This window comes from Rahnella sp. 1L-D-7-B-C2 (genome assembly GCF_057290995.1).
Window position 1 is genome coordinate 104,465 of the sequence record NZ_JBXAVQ010000007.1, and the last position, 18,440, is coordinate 122,904.

Consider the following 18,440-nt stretch of genomic DNA (forward strand, 5'->3'; position numbering starts at 1 on the left):
GGGGATGATATGGATGAGTACTCGCCTAAGCGGCACGATATCGCTCAGTTACGATTCCTGAATGAAATGTTGTATGATGAGGGGATTGCAACACTGGGCGACAGTCATCATGGTTGGGTTAATGACCCTACTTCAGCTGTTAACCTGCAACTCAACGAACTGATTGAACACATTGCATCCTTTGTGATGAGTTTTAAAATTAAGTACCCCGACGATAACCATTTAAGTGATCTGGTTGAAGAGTATCTGGATGATACCTACACCCTGTTCAGTAATTATGGAATAAATGATCCTGACTTACGCCAATGGCAGAAGACCAAAAAGCGATTATTCAGAATGTTCTCAGGGGACTACATCTGTACGCTAATGAAGACTTGAGTAATAATTTATATGCTGACATCAGAAAAAAATGAAAAGGCCACGATGAACAAAATCGACTATTTGATGCGTTTAAGAAAATGCACCACTATTGACACACTTGAACGTGTTATTGAAAAAAATAAGTATGAACTTTCAGACGACGAACTCGAATTGTTTTACTCGGCAGCTGACCACCGTCTGGCAGAACTGACGATGAATAAACTGTACGATAAAATCCCTGTTGCCGTGTGGAAATTTGTACGTTAACAGTTTGCATTGAGCCGAATAATCGCTCGGCTCAATGTTTATTATTTCAACGATACAACGTTAGCTTTGTTTAACATTTCTTTTAGCGCAATCCGTCTTTCTTTTCTTAACTCGTCGTTGAAACGTCTTTAAGAGAAATTGAAAACATTGTTCCGTTTTTTCAGAACGCAATGGAACCGGTTTAGGCATCATCGCAACCGTATGTCTTAGGGTCGGCTGCTGCAGATGAATTATTGTTAATTCATTATCGTTAAGCGTTGCAGTATATAATTCCTGCAGAAGTGCCAGGGCTAAACACGACCACACCAGCCCATACAACGTTTTCTGAAAATCCACCCGATATTTTACCTGCTAATTCAGGCGATGAGTCTCATTCTTCGACGTCACCACCCTGCTGATATTTCCCTTTAAAAACAATGCAAAATCTCTTTTCGCCAGCTGCCACCACGGGGTATCATGTTCTTTGCCCAGCGTATCATCAGGTCTGATCACCACCACAAACGGGTTTCAAGCAGCGGATAAAATGCTATTGATTCCGGCATCGCGCTGTAGTCACGCCGATACCAGAATCAACCGATCCGTTCTCCAGTTCCGGTAATAATGCATCATTGGTCAGATCATATATCCATACGCATATTAGGGAAATACTCTCAGAGTAATTGTGGAACGGTCGGAAATAACAGCGTGCTGACCGAAAGCACTAATCCGATTCGAAATGTTCCAACCCCGCCCTGTTGCATGACTTGCTGCATATCATAGAACGCGCTGTGAGCCATATTCAATAAGCGTTCTGCATATGGCAGCACCACTCGCCCTGTTCGGTGAGTCTCACATTTTGTGCCGGACGATGGCTAAACGGCAGCGAACGGATGATGGAGACCCTCGACGCCGGGCTGACGTTGCAGATTCGCGGTTCTCATCCTAATTTGTTGCCGGAGATCACAGCTCCCCTGCTGACGTTACCCTATCTTTCATCCGGTCTGCGGGCTGCCGTTTTACATCGTCATTAAAGCGTTGGCGGAAGCGCCCGAGACTCCATTGAAGCTGTATATGCTAGCGATACCGCGGGTGTATTACTTCACAACGTTAGTGCACTACAGAAAGTGATAAAAGGCCTAAGGCGGTATTTTAGCGTTGTAATTTCAGGAGATTAGAGGAAAGAATAACTTTGGAGGGCCTGAATTGGTGGAGGCCCTGCCAGCTACATCCCGGCACACACGACACCTGCTATGGCTGCTTCCTTCCGGACCTGACCGAGTTAACAAGTTAGTGTTGCGGGAGAACCAACAGAGCCCCCATTGTCGTTGTTGGCTTCCTTTCTCTGTGGGAGAACTGAAGCGGTGGGCATTATCAGTGATGCCCGACTCAAAAGCAAGTTAACTGCCGACAACCGTTGTTTTCTTAAACAATACCGCTCAAACCTGCCTGCCTGAAGCGTGAAATTACGTCATACTGTGCGGCAAACACTGAGGAGGATGTGATGCCGGAACCCGATAACTTTCGCCAGCGCGTATTTCAAATTATAGCTGCAATTCCCTCCGGACAGGTCACTACCTACGGTAACGTCGCGCAGCTGGCAGGCTCGCCGCGGGCGGCTCGGCAGGTGGGCGGTGTCCTCAAAAAATTACCCGAAGGCAGCACCCTTCCCTGGCATCGCGTCATTAACCGTCACGGTGAGATTTCCTTGCAGGGCGAAGATTTTAAACGCCAGCGTCAGGCGCTGCTCGCCGAAGGGATTGTCTTCAAGAAAGGTAAAGTCGATTTAGAGAAATACGGCTGGAAGTGGTAATCCATCCAAAAGTGTAAATTAAAAAGCACCGCCTAAGCGGTGCTTCAGTCTTACAGCTTTCGTACTTAGTACGTTGACTGCGTCGGTACTGCACTCACCGGAGCAGGTGCTGTACCCAATCCAGTCGGCTCAGACGGATTACTCAACGGCCCCAGCGCGCTTGGCTTGGTGGCAACCGGAACGGCGACAACCGGCACCAGCTGCAGATCTGCACGGGTACCCTGACCATTGTTAATCACTTCTTTGATGCTGTCAGTCACGAACGTCATCTGACCATTGATGGTCACCGCTGCGCTCAGCAAGACACGGGCATTCGGTGGAATATCCTGTGGGTTATACGGCAGGATAAACGTAAATGGTGACTGTTTGCCCTGCGTTCTCGCCACTTTCTGCGATATCACTTTGGATGGCGCATCCGCCAGAGAGGCATCTGATAATGTCACGGTCAGCACCGCATCAGGCGGTAAAGCGACACGCTGATTGATGAACACACTACCGGATACATTCGGGCCAGTTATTGCAGGCTGGCTGGCCGGACTGGCTGCCGAATTCACCGGAGCCTGCTGAGCGGGTGCCTCGTGATGCTGTGCACACCCGGCAAGAGTCAGAGACAGCGCGGTTCCACCTACTATCTGCCAAAGTTTCATAGATCGTACTCCCTTTTTATTATTCGCTTGTCGACAAGCTGTAATAAACGCCGACATGAAAATGGTTTCTTCAACCAGCTTACCCATTAATCATGGCACAATAATCTGGTTTTTTCCTCCCGATGGCGAAACAGGTCTTCTGAGTGCTCATAAGATCCACTATCATTAACAGGTTAGACCTGTTCGGCAGTGTCATTTATGCGCTGCTTTCAGCATGAATCAACCGGTAACTTTCATGAGGCCACTATGAGTCAGGCATTAAAAAATCTGCTGGATCTGCTCGATCTGGAAAAAATTGAAGAAGGACTGTTTCGTGGTCAAAGTGAGGATTTGGGCTTGCGCCAGGTCTTTGGTGGGCAGGTTGTCGGTCAGGCGTTATATGCCGCTAAACAGACTGTTCCGGTTGATCGCGGGATCCACTCTTTTCACAGCTACTTTTTACGTCCAGGTGACAGCAGTAAGCCTATCATTTATGACGTTGAAATCCTGCGTGATGGCAACAGTTTCAGCGCCCGTCGTGTAAAAGCGGTGCAAAACGGCAAACCGATTTTCTACATGACCGCCTCTTTCCAGAGCCACGAAGAAGGCTTTGAACATCAGAACACTATGCCAGATGTGCCGCCGCCGGAGTCGTTGATCTCGGAGTCAGATATTGCCCAAAATCTGGCACATCTGATCCCGGAAAAAATCCGCGATAAATTTCTCGGCCATCGCCCCATCGAGATGCGCCCGGTGAAATTCCATAATCCGTTAAAAGGCAGCGTCGAAGAACCGCACCGTGCGGTGTGGTTCCGCGCTAATGGTGAAATGCCGGACGATCTGCGCATCCATCAGTATCTGCTGGGTTATGCGTCTGACTTCAATTTCCTGCCGACAGCGCTTCAGCCGCATGGCATCGGTTTTCTGGAACCGGGCATGCAGGTTGCAACTATCGATCACTCGATGTGGTTCCACCGCCCGTTCCGCATGGATGACTGGTTGCTGTACGCCGTAGAGAGTACCTCGGCCTCCGGCGCGCGAGGTTTTGTTCGCGGTCAGTTCTACACACGCGACGGCGTGCTGGTTGCGTCCACGGTGCAGGAAGGTGTGATCCGTAAGCGGGCTGCTGAATAAGTCTTTACGGATATATATCTCCGGCTAAAAATAGAAATTAAAAAGGGGCGATAGTGATATCGCCCCTTTTGCTATTCATCATTATTTTTTAGTTTTAGAACTGCTCGTGTAGAGAATTAGCGCACTGCTTTCTCTGAACATTTAATTACTGATTGTACGCATTTTCGCCGTGGCTGTTGACGTCCAGACCTTCGCGTTCCTGCTCTTCAGGGACACGCAGACCGACCAACATATCCGCCACTTTGTAACCGATGAAGGCAACTACACCAGACCAGACCAACGTGACGCAGACGCTGAAGAACTGAACCCAGACCTGATGGCCCATGGTCACACCTTCTGCATAACCTACGCCGCCCAGAGAACTGGAGGTGAATACGCCCGTCAGTAGGCAACCTACGATACCGCACACGCCGTGAACACCAAACACATCACAGGTGTCATCGACACGCAGCCATTTTTTCAGAGTCACGACACCCCACAGACCTGTGATACCGCCGACCAGACCGATAATCAGTGCGCCACCGACGCCGACCGTACCACAGGCTGGAGTGATAGCAACCAGACCCGCGATAGCACCTGAGCTTGCGCCCAGCAGAGAAGGCTTACCGCGAACCAGCCATTCAACCAATGTCCATGACAAGATTGCGCCAGCGGTTGCAATGACCGTATTCAGGAAGGCCAGAGCCGCAATCGGGCTGGCAGCACTTGCTGAACCGGCGTTGAAACCGAACCAGCCGACATACAGGATAGCCGCGCCAGTGAAAACCATTGGCAGGTTATGTGGTTTGAATGCTTCTTTGCCGAAGCCCGCACGTTTACCCAACAGGTAAGCACCGACCAGACCCGCGATAGCGGCGTTTATATGAACAACCGTACCACCAGCGAAGTCCAGCGCACCGTCTGCTGCCAGGAAACCGCCGGCCCAAACCATATGTGCCATCGGAATGTAGGAGAAGGTCAACCAGATAACGGTGAAGATAAGTACCGCAGAGAAACGTACACGTTCAGCGATACCGCCAACGATCAGCGCCACGGTGATACAGGCGAATGAACACTGGAACGCCACGTGAATCATCTGCGAGAAGGTACCAGTGACGGAATCGAGGCCGATGCCCTTCATCATCACGTTACCGAAACCGCCGAAGAACGCGTTACCTTCGCTGAAGGCCAGGCTGTAACCGTAAAGGACCCACAGTACGCAAACCAGAGCAAACGTTACGATAACCTGAGTCAGCATCGACAACACGTTTTTAGAACGCAGCAAGCCGCCGTAGAACAGCGCCACGCCAGGCACAGTCATAAACAGGACCAGTGCAGTACAAATCATCATAAACGCGTTATCAGCACCGTTAGCGGCTGCTGGCGCGGCGGCCATGGCAAGCGAAGGCAACAATGCAACCGCGCCAAGCCCCATCATGGATAAAAGTTTTTTCATTATTAACCCACCCCTGTTTCTCAAAACCGTTTTCTAAGCTTTTTTATCTCAACTCTTCATGCAAAGAGGTGAGCCTGAAATTACAGTGCTGCTTCGTCGGTTTCACCGGTACGAATACGGATAACGCGTTGCAATTCAGCAACGAAAATTTTGCCGTCACCAATCTTGCCGGTGTAAGCCGCTTTACTGATCACGTCGATGACTTCATCGAGCTGATCATCAGCGATAGCAATGTCGATTTTTACTTTTGGCAGGAAGTTCACGCTGTACTCTGCACCGCGATACAGTTCAGCGTGACCTTTCTGACGGCCGAAACCTTTAACTTCCGTTACGGTCAGCCCCTGAATTCCAACAGCAGACAGCGCTTCGCGCACGTCTTCCAGCTTGAAAGGTTTGATCACCACAGTAACCAGCTTCATTTTGCCACTCCTCGAATTAAGGGCTTGCCGCGAGAGAACCCGCGCCCGATACGAAATGGATAAAGCAAAGGGTGTGCCAGAGTTGAAATTTCTGAAAGATTGGTGATTTACCCGCGCAATACGGCATTTTCAGAATAATCGTGACGGGGCGCACAATGGGGAGGTCGGGCCATTATAAGAAAGCCCGCACTATTTAAGTGCTACGCGCTGCTTTTTAGTGCAACAGGGTCCATCAGGATTGAGGTATGCATTAAAGGGGGGCAAGAAGGGGGAAATATTGCGAAACACACAGTGACATACAGGGACCCAACGCAATGTAACGCGCTGCGTTGGGTCAAGGATTAGGCGTTTTCTGTAGCCGCAGTTACCTGCTCTGTAGAGGCAAGTTCCTGTCCGGCAAGCTGCAGCTGATACATCTGATAATACCGGCCTTTTTCGTTTAACAGTTGCAGGTGATTACCCTGCTCTACGGCCTGACCACGATGCAATACCAAAATATTATCCGCATCGACAATAGTCGAAAGACGATGGGCAATAACCACCAGCGTGGTTTGCTGACGGATAGCCCGCAAAGCACGCTGGATCGCCTGCTCTGTTCCCGAATCGATATTGGCCGTTGCCTCGTCAAGGATCAGAATCTCCGGTGCCTGCACCAAAACGCGCGCCATCGCCAGTAACTGCTTCTGCCCAACGGAGAGATTATTCCCCTGTTCACCCAGACGCGTATTAAGCCCTTCAGGCATGTCGCGAATAAGTGGCGAGAGTTGCACAATATCGAGTGCGTGCCAGACCTGTGCTTCATCAATATCGCGCCCTAAAGTCACGTTGGCGAAGACAGATTCGGCCAGCACTACAGGATCCTGCTGAACCATCGCAACCCCTTTGCGCAAGCTGGCATGCGATAGATCTGCAAGGTTACGGCCATCGACTCTGATTTCCCCCTTATTGAGCGGGTAATACCCCATCAGCAAATTCGCCAGCGTACTCTTGCCACTGCCGGTATGCCCCACCAGCGCAACAAAACCCCGCGACGGCACTTGCAGCGATATGTTTTCCAGCACCCATTTTTCCGGGAGATAGGCAAAGCTCACATTTTTGATTTCAATCTCACCGCTGGTCAGCAACTTATTGTCAGAGCCATATTGCTGCTGCGTTCTGTCCATCAGGTCAAAAATACGCTCACCTGCGACGACGGCCTGCTGAAGAATCGACTGTTGTGAAGTCAGTTCGATCAGCGGTTCGTTCAGACGTCCCAGATAGTTGATGAACGCATACAGGACACCAACGCCAACAGAACCTTCCGCGCTGAATCCGAACAGCAGTAATAAACCGCACAGAATCAGTGAGGAGAACAGGCTGAGCAGCGGACGCAGCAGGAAACCTTCCAGCCGCAGCGTTTGCATACGCGCCAGATAATGCGACTGGCTGGCGCGCGTCAGGCGTTCACCGAAGCGTTTTTGCTGACGGAATTGCTGGATGACGTTCATCCCGTTAATGACTTCATTGAACCCGTCATTGATGTCCGCCAGATAGCTCCGCACCTTACGCACGATAGGCGTACTGTAAATCTGGTAGAGCCCCATCACGACGAACACCGCAGGGAAAATACAAATTGCTACCGAGGCCAGACGCCAGTCGAGACTGAACATCGCCACCAGCATCGCGCCAATCAGAGCAATGCTGCGCAATACGGTTGAGACGACGGTGACGTAGAGATCGCGGATCACTTCCGTGTCGTTGGTAACGCGGGAAATCAACTGCCCGACCGGCTGGGTGTCAAATGCACTGAGTGGCTGGCGCAGGGCGGCGTCCATCACATCTGTGCGTAAACGCTGAACCACACCGACCGCTGCCCGATTAAACAACAGCGCCTGAAAATAGTGCAAACCCGCAGCCAGAAATTGCAGCAGAATAAAACACAGCGCCAGCAGACTGACCTTGCCCCAGGGCATTTCGCCTTTTGCGACGTAGTGATCGATAAAGAAGCTGATCAGAATTGGCCCGGTCACTTCTGCCGCCGCCGCAATCCATAACATCAGCACCGCAACGGAAAGCGGTTTTCTGTATGGCTTGCCATAACTCAACAGGCGTTTAAGCGTGGGCCACATCTTTTGAATTTTACTCACTTTTTGTTCAACCACGATCTTCCGTCTCCTGTTCCTGCGGCACATCATCCAGTGCGGCTTCCAGTTGCTGATACCGGAACATATCGCGATACCAGCCAGACTTAGCGGCAAGTTGTTCATGGTTCCCGCGTTGGGAAATCGTACCGTGGTTAAACACCAGAATTTCGCTGGCTTCTGTCAGAGCGGAAAGACGATGGGCGCTGATAATCACCGTACGGTCACTGCCCCACTGACGCAGGTTGTGCAGAATCTGATGCTCCGTACGGCCATCGACCGCAGACAGCGCATCGTCGAGGATCAAAATTTCTGCTTTAAGCAGCAGTGCACGGGCGATAGAAATTCGCTGCTTCTGGCCGCCGGAGAGCATAACACCACGCTCTCCGACTTCAGTTTCATAGCCGCCGGGCAGACGAAGAATATCGTCATGAACACTGGCAAGACGCGCTGCTTCTTCGATTTCTTCCTGAGTGGCATCCGGGCGCCCCAGCGCAATATTTTGCGCAACGGTATCGGAGAACAGGAAAGGCGTCTGACTGACAATTGCCAGACGGGCACGCCAGTCATCCAGCAGGATCTCTTTGAGTGAGAGGCCGTGATACAGCACATCACCTTCAGTCACATCAAACTGTCGCTGGAGGAGCGCCAGCAGCGTACTTTTGCCCGATCCCGTCGGGCCACACAGCCCGAGCATTTGCCCCGGTTGCAGAGAAAAAGTAACGTCAGTCAGCGAAGGATGTACGGTTTCAGGGTAATGGAAATCAGTAATTCTGGCCTCGAGTACAGAACGTCCGGCTGGCAAGGGTTGAGTCCCGTCCACCACGCTCGGCGCTTCCTGTAAAAGACTGCGTATACGGCTATAGGCAGCGCTTCCGCGCTCGACAATATTAAACATCCAGGCCAGTGCCAGCATCGGCCAGATCATCAGACCGAGGTACATCACAAAACTGGTTAACTGCCCGAGCGTCAGATGGCCGTTAACAACCATCCAGCTGCCGCCGCCAATCGCCAGCAGGTTTGCCATGCCAATTGAGACATAGATAGTCGGGTCGAAACGGGCATCGACGCGCGCCACACGCATGTTTTTCGCACCCGTGTCAGCGGCCACGTCGGCAAACTGCGAAGACTGGTGATTCTCCAGACCGAAGGCTTTGATCATACGGATGCTGGTCAGGCTTTCCTGAGCCTGATCGTTCAAAGATGAAAACGCGGCCTGCGCGGTTTTAAAGCGATGATGCAGCTGGTCGCCATAGCGTTTAATGATAATCGCCATGACCGGCATCGGGACGAGGGAAAGCAGCGTCAGCTCCCAGCTGATTTGGGTCGCCATCACGATCAGTACTGCCAGCCCCATGACCAGCGAATCCACCAGCGTCAGAACGCCCTCGCCTGCGGCAAAAACCACGCGATCGACATCATTGGTTGCGCGGGCAATCAAATCACCGGTGCGGTGACGCAGATAAAAAGCGGGATGCTGACGGCTTAGCTGCCGGAAAAAATCCTGACGCAGTTCTACTGCCAATTGATAGGACGCGCCGAACAGCAGCACGCGCCAGACGTAACGCAGCAAATACACCACAATCGCCGTTGCGATCATCAGTCCCAGCCACGCAAACAGTACGCCATAAGACATCGTTTTGGTGGTAACGCCATCAATAATCACCCCGACCAGTTTGGGCGGCAGCAATTGCAGAATGGCAATGATGATCAGTAAGGCAACGGCACCCAGATACCGGCGCCATTCACGTCGGAAGTACCAGCCTAATTGGGCGAACAATCTCACGCAGCGTTTTCCATACAAATAATAACGATGATTTTATTGGGATAAGCCGCTTAAATATGGGCAACTTTCCTCTTCAGGCTGACAAGGATAACAGAGTTAACAGGGGTTTCTGATGAAACTTTTTACTGTAACTTTTGCATTAAATCGGTAATGCGGTGGTGGATTTTATGCGTTCCATCGCAAAACTTGAGGTGACATCATTCAGCCCCGGAATGCCGTTCACAAGTCGCTTGTAAAAGTTATCGTAGCTTTTCATATCGGCCACCTGTACCTGAAGTAAATAATCGTATTCACCGGCCATGCGGTAAAAACCCAGCACTTCAGGAAAAGCCTCAACCTGTTGCACAAAGCGCTGATACCACTCGCTGTTGTGATGTTGCGTTTTGATAAGCACGAACGCCGTCAGGCTTAGCCCAAGCTGGTCGCCGTCCAGCAGCGCCACTTTCTGGCGAATGATTCCGTCGTCTTCCAGCCGCTTGATTCTTTTCCAACAAGGCGTAGTGGTGAGATTTACCGCATCCGCCAGCTCGCTGAGCGATAATGTGCAATCTTTCTGCAACAGCGACAATAATTTAAGGTCAATTTTATCTACCATCCGGTACCTCAGAAGAAAATAATTCTACAAAAACTGTATTCCGTGGGTTAAAGAGTAACTTATTTCTCTGACGGTTACGTTATTCTTAGCATCATCAGCACACTAATATGGGCCTGCACCATGCGCAATTCCTGGGTTAATAACGCTATTAAAGAAATCGACGCGGATTTTCAGCGTTCAGCAGATACACATTTGATTCGCCTGTCGCTAAGCGACTTCCCCGGAATTTCGCTGTATCTGAAGGATGAGAGCACCCATCCTTCTGGCAGCTTGAAACATCGTCTCGCGCGCTCACTGTTTTTGTATGGCTTATGCAACGGCTGGATCCGCGAGAATACGCCGATCATTGAAGCGTCTTCAGGCAGCACCGCCATTTCCGAAGCTTACTTCGCCCGCCTGCTCGGCCTGCCATTTATCGCCGTCATGCCTTCCTGCACTGCTCCGCGCAAAATTCAGCAAATCGAGTTTTACGGCGGCCGCTGCCATTTCGTACAAAACTCAGGCCAGATTTATGCAGCGTCCGAGCAACTCGCCCGCGAAATGAACGGTCATTATATGGATCAGTTTACTTACGCAGAGCGTGCAACAGACTGGCGCGGGAACAACAATATTGCCGACAGCATTTTCCGTCAAATGTCTCTGGAACCTCATCCGGTGCCGCGATATCTGGTGATGAGCGCCGGTACTGGCGGGACATCCGCGACGCTGGGCCGCTACATTCGTTATCAGGGATATGATACCGAACTGGTAGTGGTCGACCCGGAAAACTCGGTGTTTTACGATTATTTTCAGCAGCGGGATGCCAGCGTCACAGCCCAATGCAGCAGCCGGATTGAAGGCATTGGCCGTCCGCGCGCAGAACCGTCATTTATCCCAAGCGTGATTGACGACATGATGCAGGTGCCCGACGCCGCAAGTGTTGCAACGCTCCACTGGCTGGAGAAAGTGCTCGGACGTAAAGTCGGTGGTTCGACCGGCACCAACGTCTGGGGTGCGCTGCAACTGGCAAAACAGATGCGAGAAAAAGGTGAAACTGGCTCGATCGTCACCTTACTGTGCGACAGCGGCGAACGGTACCTGAATACCTATTTTGATGAGAACTGGGTCGCAAAAAATATCGGGGATATTTCGGGGTACGCGCAAGAACTGGAAGGACTCAGCTGACGCTGCTCCGGTTCGAAGAATGTTGAGTAAAAAGCAAGAATGAAAAAAGCCGGGACAGATGACCCGGCTCGCTGCAAAACCTTAATATTCGGGGGAATAGGTGAGGTTTGGTGTGTGCAGCCAGTGTTGCAAAAAGTGTGACACTGCCTGATTACGGCAATGTCCGATAATTTGTAAGTGCGGGGATTGCGCCTTCAAAACGGGTAGTGCGTTCCCCATAATCAGCCCCATACCGACGCCTTCCAGCATTTCTTTGTCGTTCATAGCATCACCAAATGCCATACATTCCGACATGTTGATCCCAAGCCCCGCAGTCAGCATCGCCAGCGCGCTGCCTTTATTGCTGCCAGCAGGCTGCACATCCAGACAATCCATCGCAGAAAAACACAGGTCGATGCGCGGTCCAAAATGCGCTTCGAGCTGGGGTACCAGCGACAACAGCACCTCATGTGGCGCACAGAAGCACACTTTGCTGTTACCCGAATCTGGCAGTAAACGCAGATCCTGCAACTGATAGCGAAAACCGCTGAACTGATGTGGGATTAATAAATCCGGATCATCGAGCGCGGTAAACCAGCCATCGTCGCGGAAAACGTGCAAACTTGCTGGCGTGTCCCACGTTGTGTGCAGCAATTCGTGGGCGCAATCTTCCGGTAAATCGCTGGCATGCAGTCTGTGGCCGGAAAGATCGTGGATTCTTGTGCCGTTGCCGGTGATCAGATAACCGTCCAGCCCGATATTGGCGAGAATATCTTTCATTTCAAGATAGTGACGGCCGGTGGCGAACGTCAGGGTGATCGGCTTTTCAGCCAGCTGGCGCAGCGTGGACAGCGTTTTGTCACCCAGCGTATGGTCAGGTAAAAGCAGCGTGCCATCCATATCAAATGCGGCTAAACGGTACATATTTCCTCTCTGTGCGGGCCTGATTTCACGTTCAAAGTATGGACCGGGATTTACGGAACTAATAGTGAACAGTTTATGAATACTGTTCCGGTTTTAGCTCACACTTTGATTTTTTACTCCAGATCAGACAGCGGAACCTGCGTTATGCTGAACAAAGATAATCCCCCGCTAATAAAGGTTCCGTATTTACCGTGCGTCTGCAAAACCGGCTTAATCAGTTTCAGCGTTTATACCTGAAAACCGGCTCACATCCGGTTCAATTCACCGTGGCGGAACTGGCGGAGATTTTCTGCTGTAGTGAGCGCCACACCCGAACCTTGTTGACCCACTTTCGGGATGCAGGATGGATCAACTGGCAATCACAGGCCGGGCGCGGAAAACGTGCTTCGCTGTGCTGCCTGAAAACCCCGGAGGATCTCCGCGGAACCTATTTACAGGAGTTACTCAAGAACGGCGAACATTCTGCTGCGCTGCAACTAAGCCAGCTGGCACCTTCTCATCTCAATGCTTTGCTTGCGCCGCATCTTGGCGGCCAGTGGCAGGAAGATGCCCCGACACTGCGCATTCCCTATTACCGCCCTCTCCAGCCGCTGGATCCTCTGACACTTACCGGTCGCGCCGAGCAACATCTGGCCCATACGATCCACGCAGGCTTGACACGTTTCATTCCCGGCGATACTTCGCCACAGCCGAATCTTGCCCATCACTGGCAAATCAGTAATGACGGTAAGACCTGGCAGTTCTTTCTGCGCAGTCAGCTTTTCTGGCATAACGGCGAACCGTTGAAAACAGCTCAGCTGGTGGCGCGCTTTCAACAACTGCGGGGATCGGCACGCGGTAAACACAATCTGGCATCAGTGGTTAAATTATCTCAGCCTCATGCGCTGTGCTTGCAGTTCGAGCTGGATAAGCCTGATTACTGGCTGGCGCACCGTTTTGCCGATCTCAACTGTCTGCTGGCACACCCCGACGATCCGCATATTGGTGCGGGTCCATTTCGATTGACCACGTTTTCCCCGGAATTAATCCGGCTCGAACAGCACACCTATTATCCTTTACAACATCCATATCTGGCCGCTATCGAGTTTTGGATCACGCCATTACTGTTCGCCCAGCGGGACAATGTCAGTTGCCAGCATCCGGTGCGGATCATTCTCGGTGAAGAAGATGAGCTTTCGCAGGTGAAACCCGTCCGGCGCAGCACCAGCCTCGGTTTCTGCTATATCGCCGCGAATATGCGGCGCGGTGTGTTAAGTGAAAAGCAGGCGCAAAAAATCATTCGGATCATTCAAAGTAGCGGCATGTTAGATAATCTACCGATCGATCACGATCTGGTGAGAGCCAGTAAGGAAATGCTGCCCGGCTGGCCGATCCCGATTCATGAGGATGTCGATGTGGCTCTGCCTAAAAGTTTGCGGCTTTTGTTCCATCCGCCGGTAGAGTTTGAACTGGTAGCGCAAGCATTACAGGAAAAACTGGCGCAAGAAGGTTGTACGCTGGAGGTGGTGTATCACGCCGGGCGCTTATGGGAAGACGGCGAATTACTGAAATCAGCTGACCTGTTGCTGGGCGATCGCCTGATCGGTGAATCGCCGGAAGCCACTCTTGAGAACTGGCTACAGCAGGATCCACTCTGGGCAGGTATTTTACGGGAAGAAGACCGGCTCCTGCAGCAACAGCGCCTGGAGTCTATCCAGCAAATCCCGCTGGAAAATTCACGCTCTGAAGAATTGCGCGACCATTTTTATCAATGGATGTCGCGCAGTATTATTACGCCGTTGTTTAACTATCAGTATCAGGTCAGCGCGCCGCCGCGCATCAACGGTGTTCAGCTTACGGCTTGGGGCTGGTTCGATTTCTGTCAGGCGTGGGTACCGCCGCCGCTGCCACAGGAAAACGCGTGACCCAGCTGTTTCACTACACTACGGCGGCAAAGGTCAGTACCATAAGCAGGATTTTGCTGCCCGATGCGCGGTCAGTTTTAGCGAACAGGAAATCTGAATGAAAAGAGCAGTGGTAGTTTTTAGCGGTGGACAGGATTCAACAACCTGCCTGATCCAGGCTTTGAAGGAGTATGACGAAGTACATTGTGTCACTTTCGATTATGGTCAGCGTCATCGCGCTGAAATTGAGATCGCGCAAAAGCTGTCTGTACAGTTGGGCGCGCGTGCCCACAAAGTGCTGGACGTCGGTTTATTAAACGAACTGGCGGTCAGCAGCCTGACCCGTGACAATATCCCCGTACCGGGCTTTGGAGAAGAAACAGAAGGCGGTTTGCCAAGCACTTTTGTTCCCGGGCGTAACATTCTGTTCCTGACACTGACGGCGATTTACGCTTATCAGATTCAGGCTGAAGCAGTGATTACCGGCGTGTGCGAAACCGATTTTTCCGGTTATCCGGATTGCCGCGATGAATTCGTTAAAGCGCTGAACAATGCTGTTTCTCTTGGGCTGGCGCGCGAAATACGTTTCGAAACACCGCTGATGTGGCTGAACAAAGCCGAAACCTGGGCGCTGGCGGATTACTACCAGCAACTCGAACTGGTTCGTCATCACACCCTGACCTGTTACAACGGTATTGCCGGTGACGGCTGTGGTGAATGCGCAGCCTGCCATCTTCGCGCTAATGGTCTGCAACAGTATCAGCAGGATAAAGCGGGCGTGATGGCGAGCCTGAAAAAGAAAACTGGCCTAATTTGATACTCTCTTTTTAACAGGAACGGGCAGCCACTTCGCTGCCCGTTTTTATTTATCCCTCGTGGCTGGCCTGATCGTTTTCCAGCTCAAGCTCGCGCAATCTTTCCAGCAACTCACCTTCCAGCGGTAACGCTTTTTGCGTGCGTAAATCGATACACACAAACGTCAGCGTGGCATCTGCCACAATATCACCCTCACAGGTCACTACCTGCTCAATGACACCGCTTCGGCCGTTCAGTTGCTGAAGGCTGCTGTCGATGCGTAAGACATCGCCCAACACGGCAGGCTTGCGGTAGTTGATGTTGATATTCACCACGATGAAAGCAATTTTGTTTTGGCTCATCCACTGAAAGCCAGACTGATTGTCCAGCCATTCCCAACGCGCCGTCTCCAGGAATTCCAGATACCGGGCATTGTTAACATGTTGGTAAACGTCGATATGAAAACCGCGAACTTTGATAAAAGTATGCATAGTGATTAAACAACTCCTGCTGATCGCCTGAGGCATAAACCAAACTGGTCAGATGTCTTTAGAGATTAGCAGAAGAAAACGGCGGCACCCGTTAAGGGTTTGCCGCCGCGACATCCGTCACAGTTTCAGACGGTCCTTGTTACGTTCAAACAGTGCTGCACCGATTCCCGGCACTTCACGCAGTTGTTCAATATCGGTGAACTGCCCCAGCTCTTCACGGTAGCTGATGATGGCCTGCGCCTTTTTCATCCCCACACCGTTCATCACTTTGGCAAACTCCTCCGCCGTGGCGGTATTGATGCTGACGGTACTTTCGTCAGTCACCGCCACCTGCTCCTTTTTCACCTGCGGACCCGCCACTTTGCTGGCCGTCGTTGCCGGGGCAACTGACGTTGTGGCAACCGTACCGGTGGTATTGGGCGCCGCCTGTAACATTACAGGTAAGGTAGAAAGCCCCAGTGCCAGAGCGAGTGAAAGTGAAGTAATGCCTAATTTTTTCATGCTGTATCCTCCATGTGTTAGACAGCACACAGAGAGTGCATCAGGAAAAAAAAGGGAACAACGGGCAACTTTCAAATGTGGAAAAGGCCGCGAAAGCGGCCTTTGTTTGTTGCAACGCGTTGCAAAACTTTGCGGCGTTTACTGGTTTTGTGCAGCAGAACCGAACTTGATTTTCGCTTCCTGACGCAGGTTAGTCAGCAGCGCATCGAAGGTCACGTTCGAGGAGGTCTGTTGCATCTCCTGAGTAAAACGTACGGTATCGGCTTCAGGAACAGCACCTGGCGTCACGGCAGTCAGTTTGACCAACACGCTGTTTCCTTTGGTATCCTGAGACAAACCGTAGGCTGCCTGATCTTTCTGCGGTTGCGGCATTGCGAAGACGTTCTCTTCGAAAGCAGAAGGCTGCTGGCTGCGCTGTACTTTCTGCACATCACCAAAGCTCAGTCCTGCGGCTTTCATCGCCTCATCGCCCTTGCCTTCTTTCAGCGCCGTCAGCAGTTTCTCGCCTTCCATACGCGCCTGATCTTGTGCTTTCTGGCGTTTCACCAGTTTTGCCACCTGATCTTTCACTTCAGCAAATGGCTTAACGCCTTCAGCTTTATGCGAATCGACCCGTACCACAAACGCACGATCACCATCGACCGTAATGATGTCAGAGTTGCTGCCCGGAGTACCATCCTGAGGGATAAGACCACCTTCAAAAATCGCCTGCACGACAGGTTTGAAGTTGATGGCTGCCGGGATTTGGTTCTGCGTGAACCAGTCAGTGTGTACTGCTTTCACACCGGCAACGTCTTCAGCCGAAGCCAGAGATTCGTTATCGTTGGTCGCCGCTTCACTGACCTTCTGCTGCAAGGCATAGTAGGCATCGAGTGATTTCTCTTGTTTGAGCTTATCAGTGATGCTGCTGCGCACTTCATCCAGAGGTTTAACCTGTTCAGGTTTAATATCTTCGAGACGCAGAATGAAGAAGCCACTGTCAGATTTAATCACACCGGAGACCTGACCTTTGGTGGTCAGATTGGCACTTTTAAACTCAGGCAGCGTAGTTTCAGGTTCCATCCAGCCCAAATCGCCGCCTTTTTTGGCGCTCAGTGCATCGGTGGATTTGGTTTTCGCCAGTTCAGCAAAGTCAGTGCCGTTCTTAAGCTCAGTCGCAACGGCATCTGCTTGTGCCTGAGTTTTCAGGACGATAACGCTGTAGCGACGGCGCTCTGGCTGACCAAACTCGTTTTTGTGCTGGTCGTAATAGGCGCTGATATCAGCATCTGATACGTCTGCTTTACCCTGCATGGCTGCAGCATCCATTTGGATGTAGCTAATTTTGACCTGCTCAGGGGATAAGAAGTTGTTTTTGTTCTGCTCGTAGAAAGACTGCAATTCAGCGTCAGTCACCTGCTGTTTCGCTGCCAGAGTCTCAGTGTCCAACGTCGCCGTATGTACATCGCGGGTTTGCAGGATCAGTGCGCCTAGCGTTTTGCTTTCAACAGGGAGAATGAAATCGGACTGACCAAACGCTTGTTCGAGCTGCTGACTGATCAATTGCTGTTTCATCAACAGGGCAAAATTATCCGCGCTGTAACCCATACTCTGGATACCTTGGAGATATTTAGCGTTGTCGAAACGACCATTGGTCTGAAATTGCGGCGTCGCAAAAATCGCGTCTTTGATCTGTTGATCATTGACTGTAATGCCTAATTTTTTGGAATACTGATCCAGCAAAGTGACATCGATCAGGTTGTTCAGCGATTCCTGACGCAGTTGCTGCATGTAACCTTCGCTGCCTGCCAGCGCAGAGAATTGATCTCCAAGCTGTTGTTGCAGTCGGCTGCGCTGATTTTGCACTGCCTGCTCTAACTGAGCTCGACCGATCTCCTGACCATTCACTTTCGCTGCATAGTCGCCTGAACCGCCGACCAGGTAGTTGCCCACCCCTGTCAAAATAAAGGACAGAATAATCAGGGCCAGAATGATTTTGAGCACGACGTTATTGGACGCCGCGCGTAAATTGTCCATCATAGTGAGGCAACACTCCGCTGTAATAAAAAAAGCGCACCGTTTTCGATGCGCCTTGTATCTTACCTTACCAGCCCGGTGACGTCAGGTTATTGTTTAACAACCAGACCTGAGTAAATATGCATCAGTGATACACTTCACACAGATTTGACGTCA

The 18,440-nt window shown here is 51.3% G+C and carries 18 protein-coding genes and 1 other RNA gene; 8 read left to right on the plus strand and 11 right to left on the minus strand.

The genetic code is table 11. From position 1 onward, the window contains the following. The first annotated feature begins 9 nt into the window (after positions 1–9). The 3 genes from tomB (at position 10) to AC0Z7K_RS13755 (ending at position 1,637) form a co-directional block, all read left to right on the plus strand. Positions 10–378 carry an Hha toxicity modulator TomB gene (gene tomB, locus AC0Z7K_RS13745; RefSeq protein WP_485614897.1) on the plus strand — a complete coding sequence of 123 codons (369 nt, stop codon included), beginning with the start codon at positions 10–12 and terminating at the stop codon, positions 376–378. Between the two features lie 45 nt (positions 379–423). Continuing rightward, on the plus strand, positions 424–627 hold the full coding sequence (locus AC0Z7K_RS13750; RefSeq protein ID WP_056771138.1) for an HHA domain-containing protein: 204 nt from the start codon (positions 424–426) through the stop codon (positions 625–627). Between the two features lie 869 nt (positions 628–1,496). After that, positions 1,497–1,637, plus strand: a complete 141-nt coding sequence (locus AC0Z7K_RS13755) for a hypothetical protein (protein ID WP_485614965.1) — start codon at positions 1,497–1,499, stop codon at positions 1,635–1,637. Between the two features lie 182 nt (positions 1,638–1,819). Here the strand turns inward: AC0Z7K_RS13755 and ffs are convergent. Continuing rightward, an RNA gene (ffs, locus tag AC0Z7K_RS13760) (signal recognition particle sRNA small type) lies at positions 1,820–1,916 on the minus strand. 191 nt (positions 1,917–2,107) lie between these two features. Between ffs and AC0Z7K_RS13765 the strand changes: the two genes are divergently transcribed. Continuing rightward, complete coding sequence (locus AC0Z7K_RS13765) at positions 2,108–2,416, plus strand: MGMT family protein (protein ID WP_485614898.1); 309 nt, start codon at positions 2,108–2,110, stop codon at positions 2,414–2,416. A 65-nt stretch (positions 2,417–2,481) separates the two neighbouring features. Here AC0Z7K_RS13765 and AC0Z7K_RS13770 read toward each other — a convergent pair whose 3' ends face one another. After that, positions 2,482–3,063 carry a YbaY family lipoprotein gene (locus tag AC0Z7K_RS13770; protein WP_413528084.1) on the minus strand — a complete coding sequence of 194 codons (582 nt, stop codon included), beginning with the start codon at positions 3,061–3,063 and terminating at the stop codon, positions 2,482–2,484. Positions 3,064–3,309: 246 nt separating this feature from the next. Between AC0Z7K_RS13770 and tesB the strand changes: the two genes are divergently transcribed. After that, complete coding sequence (gene tesB / locus AC0Z7K_RS13775; protein WP_213051235.1) at positions 3,310–4,176, plus strand: acyl-CoA thioesterase II; 867 nt, start codon at positions 3,310–3,312, stop codon at positions 4,174–4,176. A gap of 145 nt (positions 4,177–4,321) precedes the next feature. On the opposite strand, the gene amtB is transcribed toward tesB, so the two are convergent. The 5 genes from amtB to AC0Z7K_RS13800 form a co-directional block, all read right to left on the minus strand. Further along, the gene (gene amtB / locus AC0Z7K_RS13780) at positions 4,322–5,611 is read right to left on the minus strand and encodes an ammonium transporter AmtB (protein WP_485614900.1); all 1,290 of its coding nucleotides are present in this window, start codon (positions 5,609–5,611) and stop codon (positions 4,322–4,324) included. A gap of 80 nt (positions 5,612–5,691) precedes the next feature. After that, the gene (gene glnK, locus AC0Z7K_RS13785) at positions 5,692–6,030 is read right to left on the minus strand and encodes a P-II family nitrogen regulator (protein WP_009639071.1); all 339 of its coding nucleotides are present in this window, start codon (positions 6,028–6,030) and stop codon (positions 5,692–5,694) included. Positions 6,031–6,371: 341 nt separating this feature from the next. Further along, complete coding sequence (locus AC0Z7K_RS13790; RefSeq protein WP_485614957.1) at positions 6,372–8,156, minus strand: SmdB family multidrug efflux ABC transporter permease/ATP-binding protein; 1,785 nt, start codon at positions 8,154–8,156, stop codon at positions 6,372–6,374. A 7-nt stretch (positions 8,157–8,163) separates the two neighbouring features. Continuing rightward, positions 8,164–9,936: a SmdA family multidrug ABC transporter permease/ATP-binding protein gene (locus AC0Z7K_RS13795; protein ID WP_485614901.1), complete on the minus strand. Its 1,773-nt coding sequence runs from the start codon at positions 9,934–9,936 to the stop codon at positions 8,164–8,166. 139 nt (positions 9,937–10,075) lie between these two features. Continuing rightward, complete coding sequence (locus AC0Z7K_RS13800) at positions 10,076–10,531, minus strand: Lrp/AsnC family transcriptional regulator (protein ID WP_485614903.1); 456 nt, start codon at positions 10,529–10,531, stop codon at positions 10,076–10,078. A gap of 120 nt (positions 10,532–10,651) precedes the next feature. On the opposite strand from AC0Z7K_RS13800, the gene AC0Z7K_RS13805 reads away from it, so the two are divergent. Further along, positions 10,652–11,695: a PLP-dependent cysteine synthase family protein gene (locus AC0Z7K_RS13805; RefSeq protein ID WP_485614904.1), complete on the plus strand. Its 1,044-nt coding sequence runs from the start codon at positions 10,652–10,654 to the stop codon at positions 11,693–11,695. An 81-nt stretch (positions 11,696–11,776) separates the two neighbouring features. Here AC0Z7K_RS13805 and cof read toward each other — a convergent pair whose 3' ends face one another. Then, positions 11,777–12,598: an HMP-PP phosphatase gene (gene cof, locus AC0Z7K_RS13810; protein WP_485614905.1), complete on the minus strand. Its 822-nt coding sequence runs from the start codon at positions 12,596–12,598 to the stop codon at positions 11,777–11,779. Between the two features lie 191 nt (positions 12,599–12,789). On the opposite strand from cof, the gene AC0Z7K_RS13815 reads away from it, so the two are divergent. Both AC0Z7K_RS13815 and queC read left to right on the plus strand, forming a co-directional pair. Further along, positions 12,790–14,502, plus strand: a complete 1,713-nt coding sequence (locus tag AC0Z7K_RS13815) for an SgrR family transcriptional regulator (RefSeq protein WP_485614906.1) — start codon at positions 12,790–12,792, stop codon at positions 14,500–14,502. Positions 14,503–14,599: 97 nt separating this feature from the next. After that, positions 14,600–15,298, plus strand: coding sequence for a 7-cyano-7-deazaguanine synthase QueC (gene queC / locus AC0Z7K_RS13820; RefSeq protein WP_413528077.1), 699 nt, complete (start codon positions 14,600–14,602; stop codon positions 15,296–15,298). 49 nt (positions 15,299–15,347) lie between these two features. On the opposite strand, the gene AC0Z7K_RS13825 is transcribed toward queC, so the two are convergent. From AC0Z7K_RS13825 to ppiD, 3 genes are all read right to left on the minus strand, one after another. Further along, complete coding sequence (locus tag AC0Z7K_RS13825) at positions 15,348–15,767, minus strand: YbgC/FadM family acyl-CoA thioesterase (RefSeq protein ID WP_485614907.1); 420 nt, start codon at positions 15,765–15,767, stop codon at positions 15,348–15,350. Positions 15,768–15,884: 117 nt separating this feature from the next. After that, entirely contained in the window at positions 15,885–16,268 is a 384-nt protein-coding gene (locus AC0Z7K_RS13830) for a ComEA family DNA-binding protein (RefSeq protein ID WP_413528075.1), read from the minus strand. Positions 16,269–16,406: 138 nt separating this feature from the next. Continuing rightward, the gene (gene ppiD, locus AC0Z7K_RS13835; protein ID WP_485614908.1) at positions 16,407–18,287 is read right to left on the minus strand and encodes a peptidylprolyl isomerase; all 1,881 of its coding nucleotides are present in this window, start codon (positions 18,285–18,287) and stop codon (positions 16,407–16,409) included. Positions 18,288–18,440: the final 153 nt, after the last annotated feature.

Coding starts and splice junctions, on each gene's coding strand:
- AC0Z7K_RS13755 (WP_485614965.1), top strand. CDS start 1,497: ATGATGGAGACCCTCGACGCCGGGCTGACGTTGCAGATTCGCGGTTCT.
- AC0Z7K_RS13805 (WP_485614904.1), top strand. CDS start 10,652: ATGCGCAATTCCTGGGTTAATAACGCTATTAAAGAAATCGACGCGGAT.
- tesB (WP_213051235.1), top strand. CDS start 3,310: ATGAGTCAGGCATTAAAAAATCTGCTGGATCTGCTCGATCTGGAAAAA.
- ppiD (WP_485614908.1), bottom strand. CDS start 18,287: ATGATGGACAATTTACGCGCGGCGTCCAATAACGTCGTGCTCAAAATC.
- amtB (WP_485614900.1), bottom strand. CDS start 5,611: ATGAAAAAACTTTTATCCATGATGGGGCTTGGCGCGGTTGCATTGTTG.
- AC0Z7K_RS13765 (WP_485614898.1), top strand. CDS start 2,108: ATGCCGGAACCCGATAACTTTCGCCAGCGCGTATTTCAAATTATAGCT.
- AC0Z7K_RS13770 (WP_413528084.1), bottom strand. CDS start 3,063: ATGAAACTTTGGCAGATAGTAGGTGGAACCGCGCTGTCTCTGACTCTT.
- queC (WP_413528077.1), top strand. CDS start 14,600: ATGAAAAGAGCAGTGGTAGTTTTTAGCGGTGGACAGGATTCAACAACC.
- AC0Z7K_RS13830 (WP_413528075.1), bottom strand. CDS start 16,268: ATGAAAAAATTAGGCATTACTTCACTTTCACTCGCTCTGGCACTGGGG.
- AC0Z7K_RS13825 (WP_485614907.1), bottom strand. CDS start 15,767: ATGCATACTTTTATCAAAGTTCGCGGTTTTCATATCGACGTTTACCAA.
- AC0Z7K_RS13750 (WP_056771138.1), top strand. CDS start 424: ATGAACAAAATCGACTATTTGATGCGTTTAAGAAAATGCACCACTATT.
- tomB (WP_485614897.1), top strand. CDS start 10: ATGGATGAGTACTCGCCTAAGCGGCACGATATCGCTCAGTTACGATTC.
- AC0Z7K_RS13800 (WP_485614903.1), bottom strand. CDS start 10,531: ATGGTAGATAAAATTGACCTTAAATTATTGTCGCTGTTGCAGAAAGAT.
- cof (WP_485614905.1), bottom strand. CDS start 12,598: ATGTACCGTTTAGCCGCATTTGATATGGATGGCACGCTGCTTTTACCT.
- glnK (WP_009639071.1), bottom strand. CDS start 6,030: ATGAAGCTGGTTACTGTGGTGATCAAACCTTTCAAGCTGGAAGACGTG.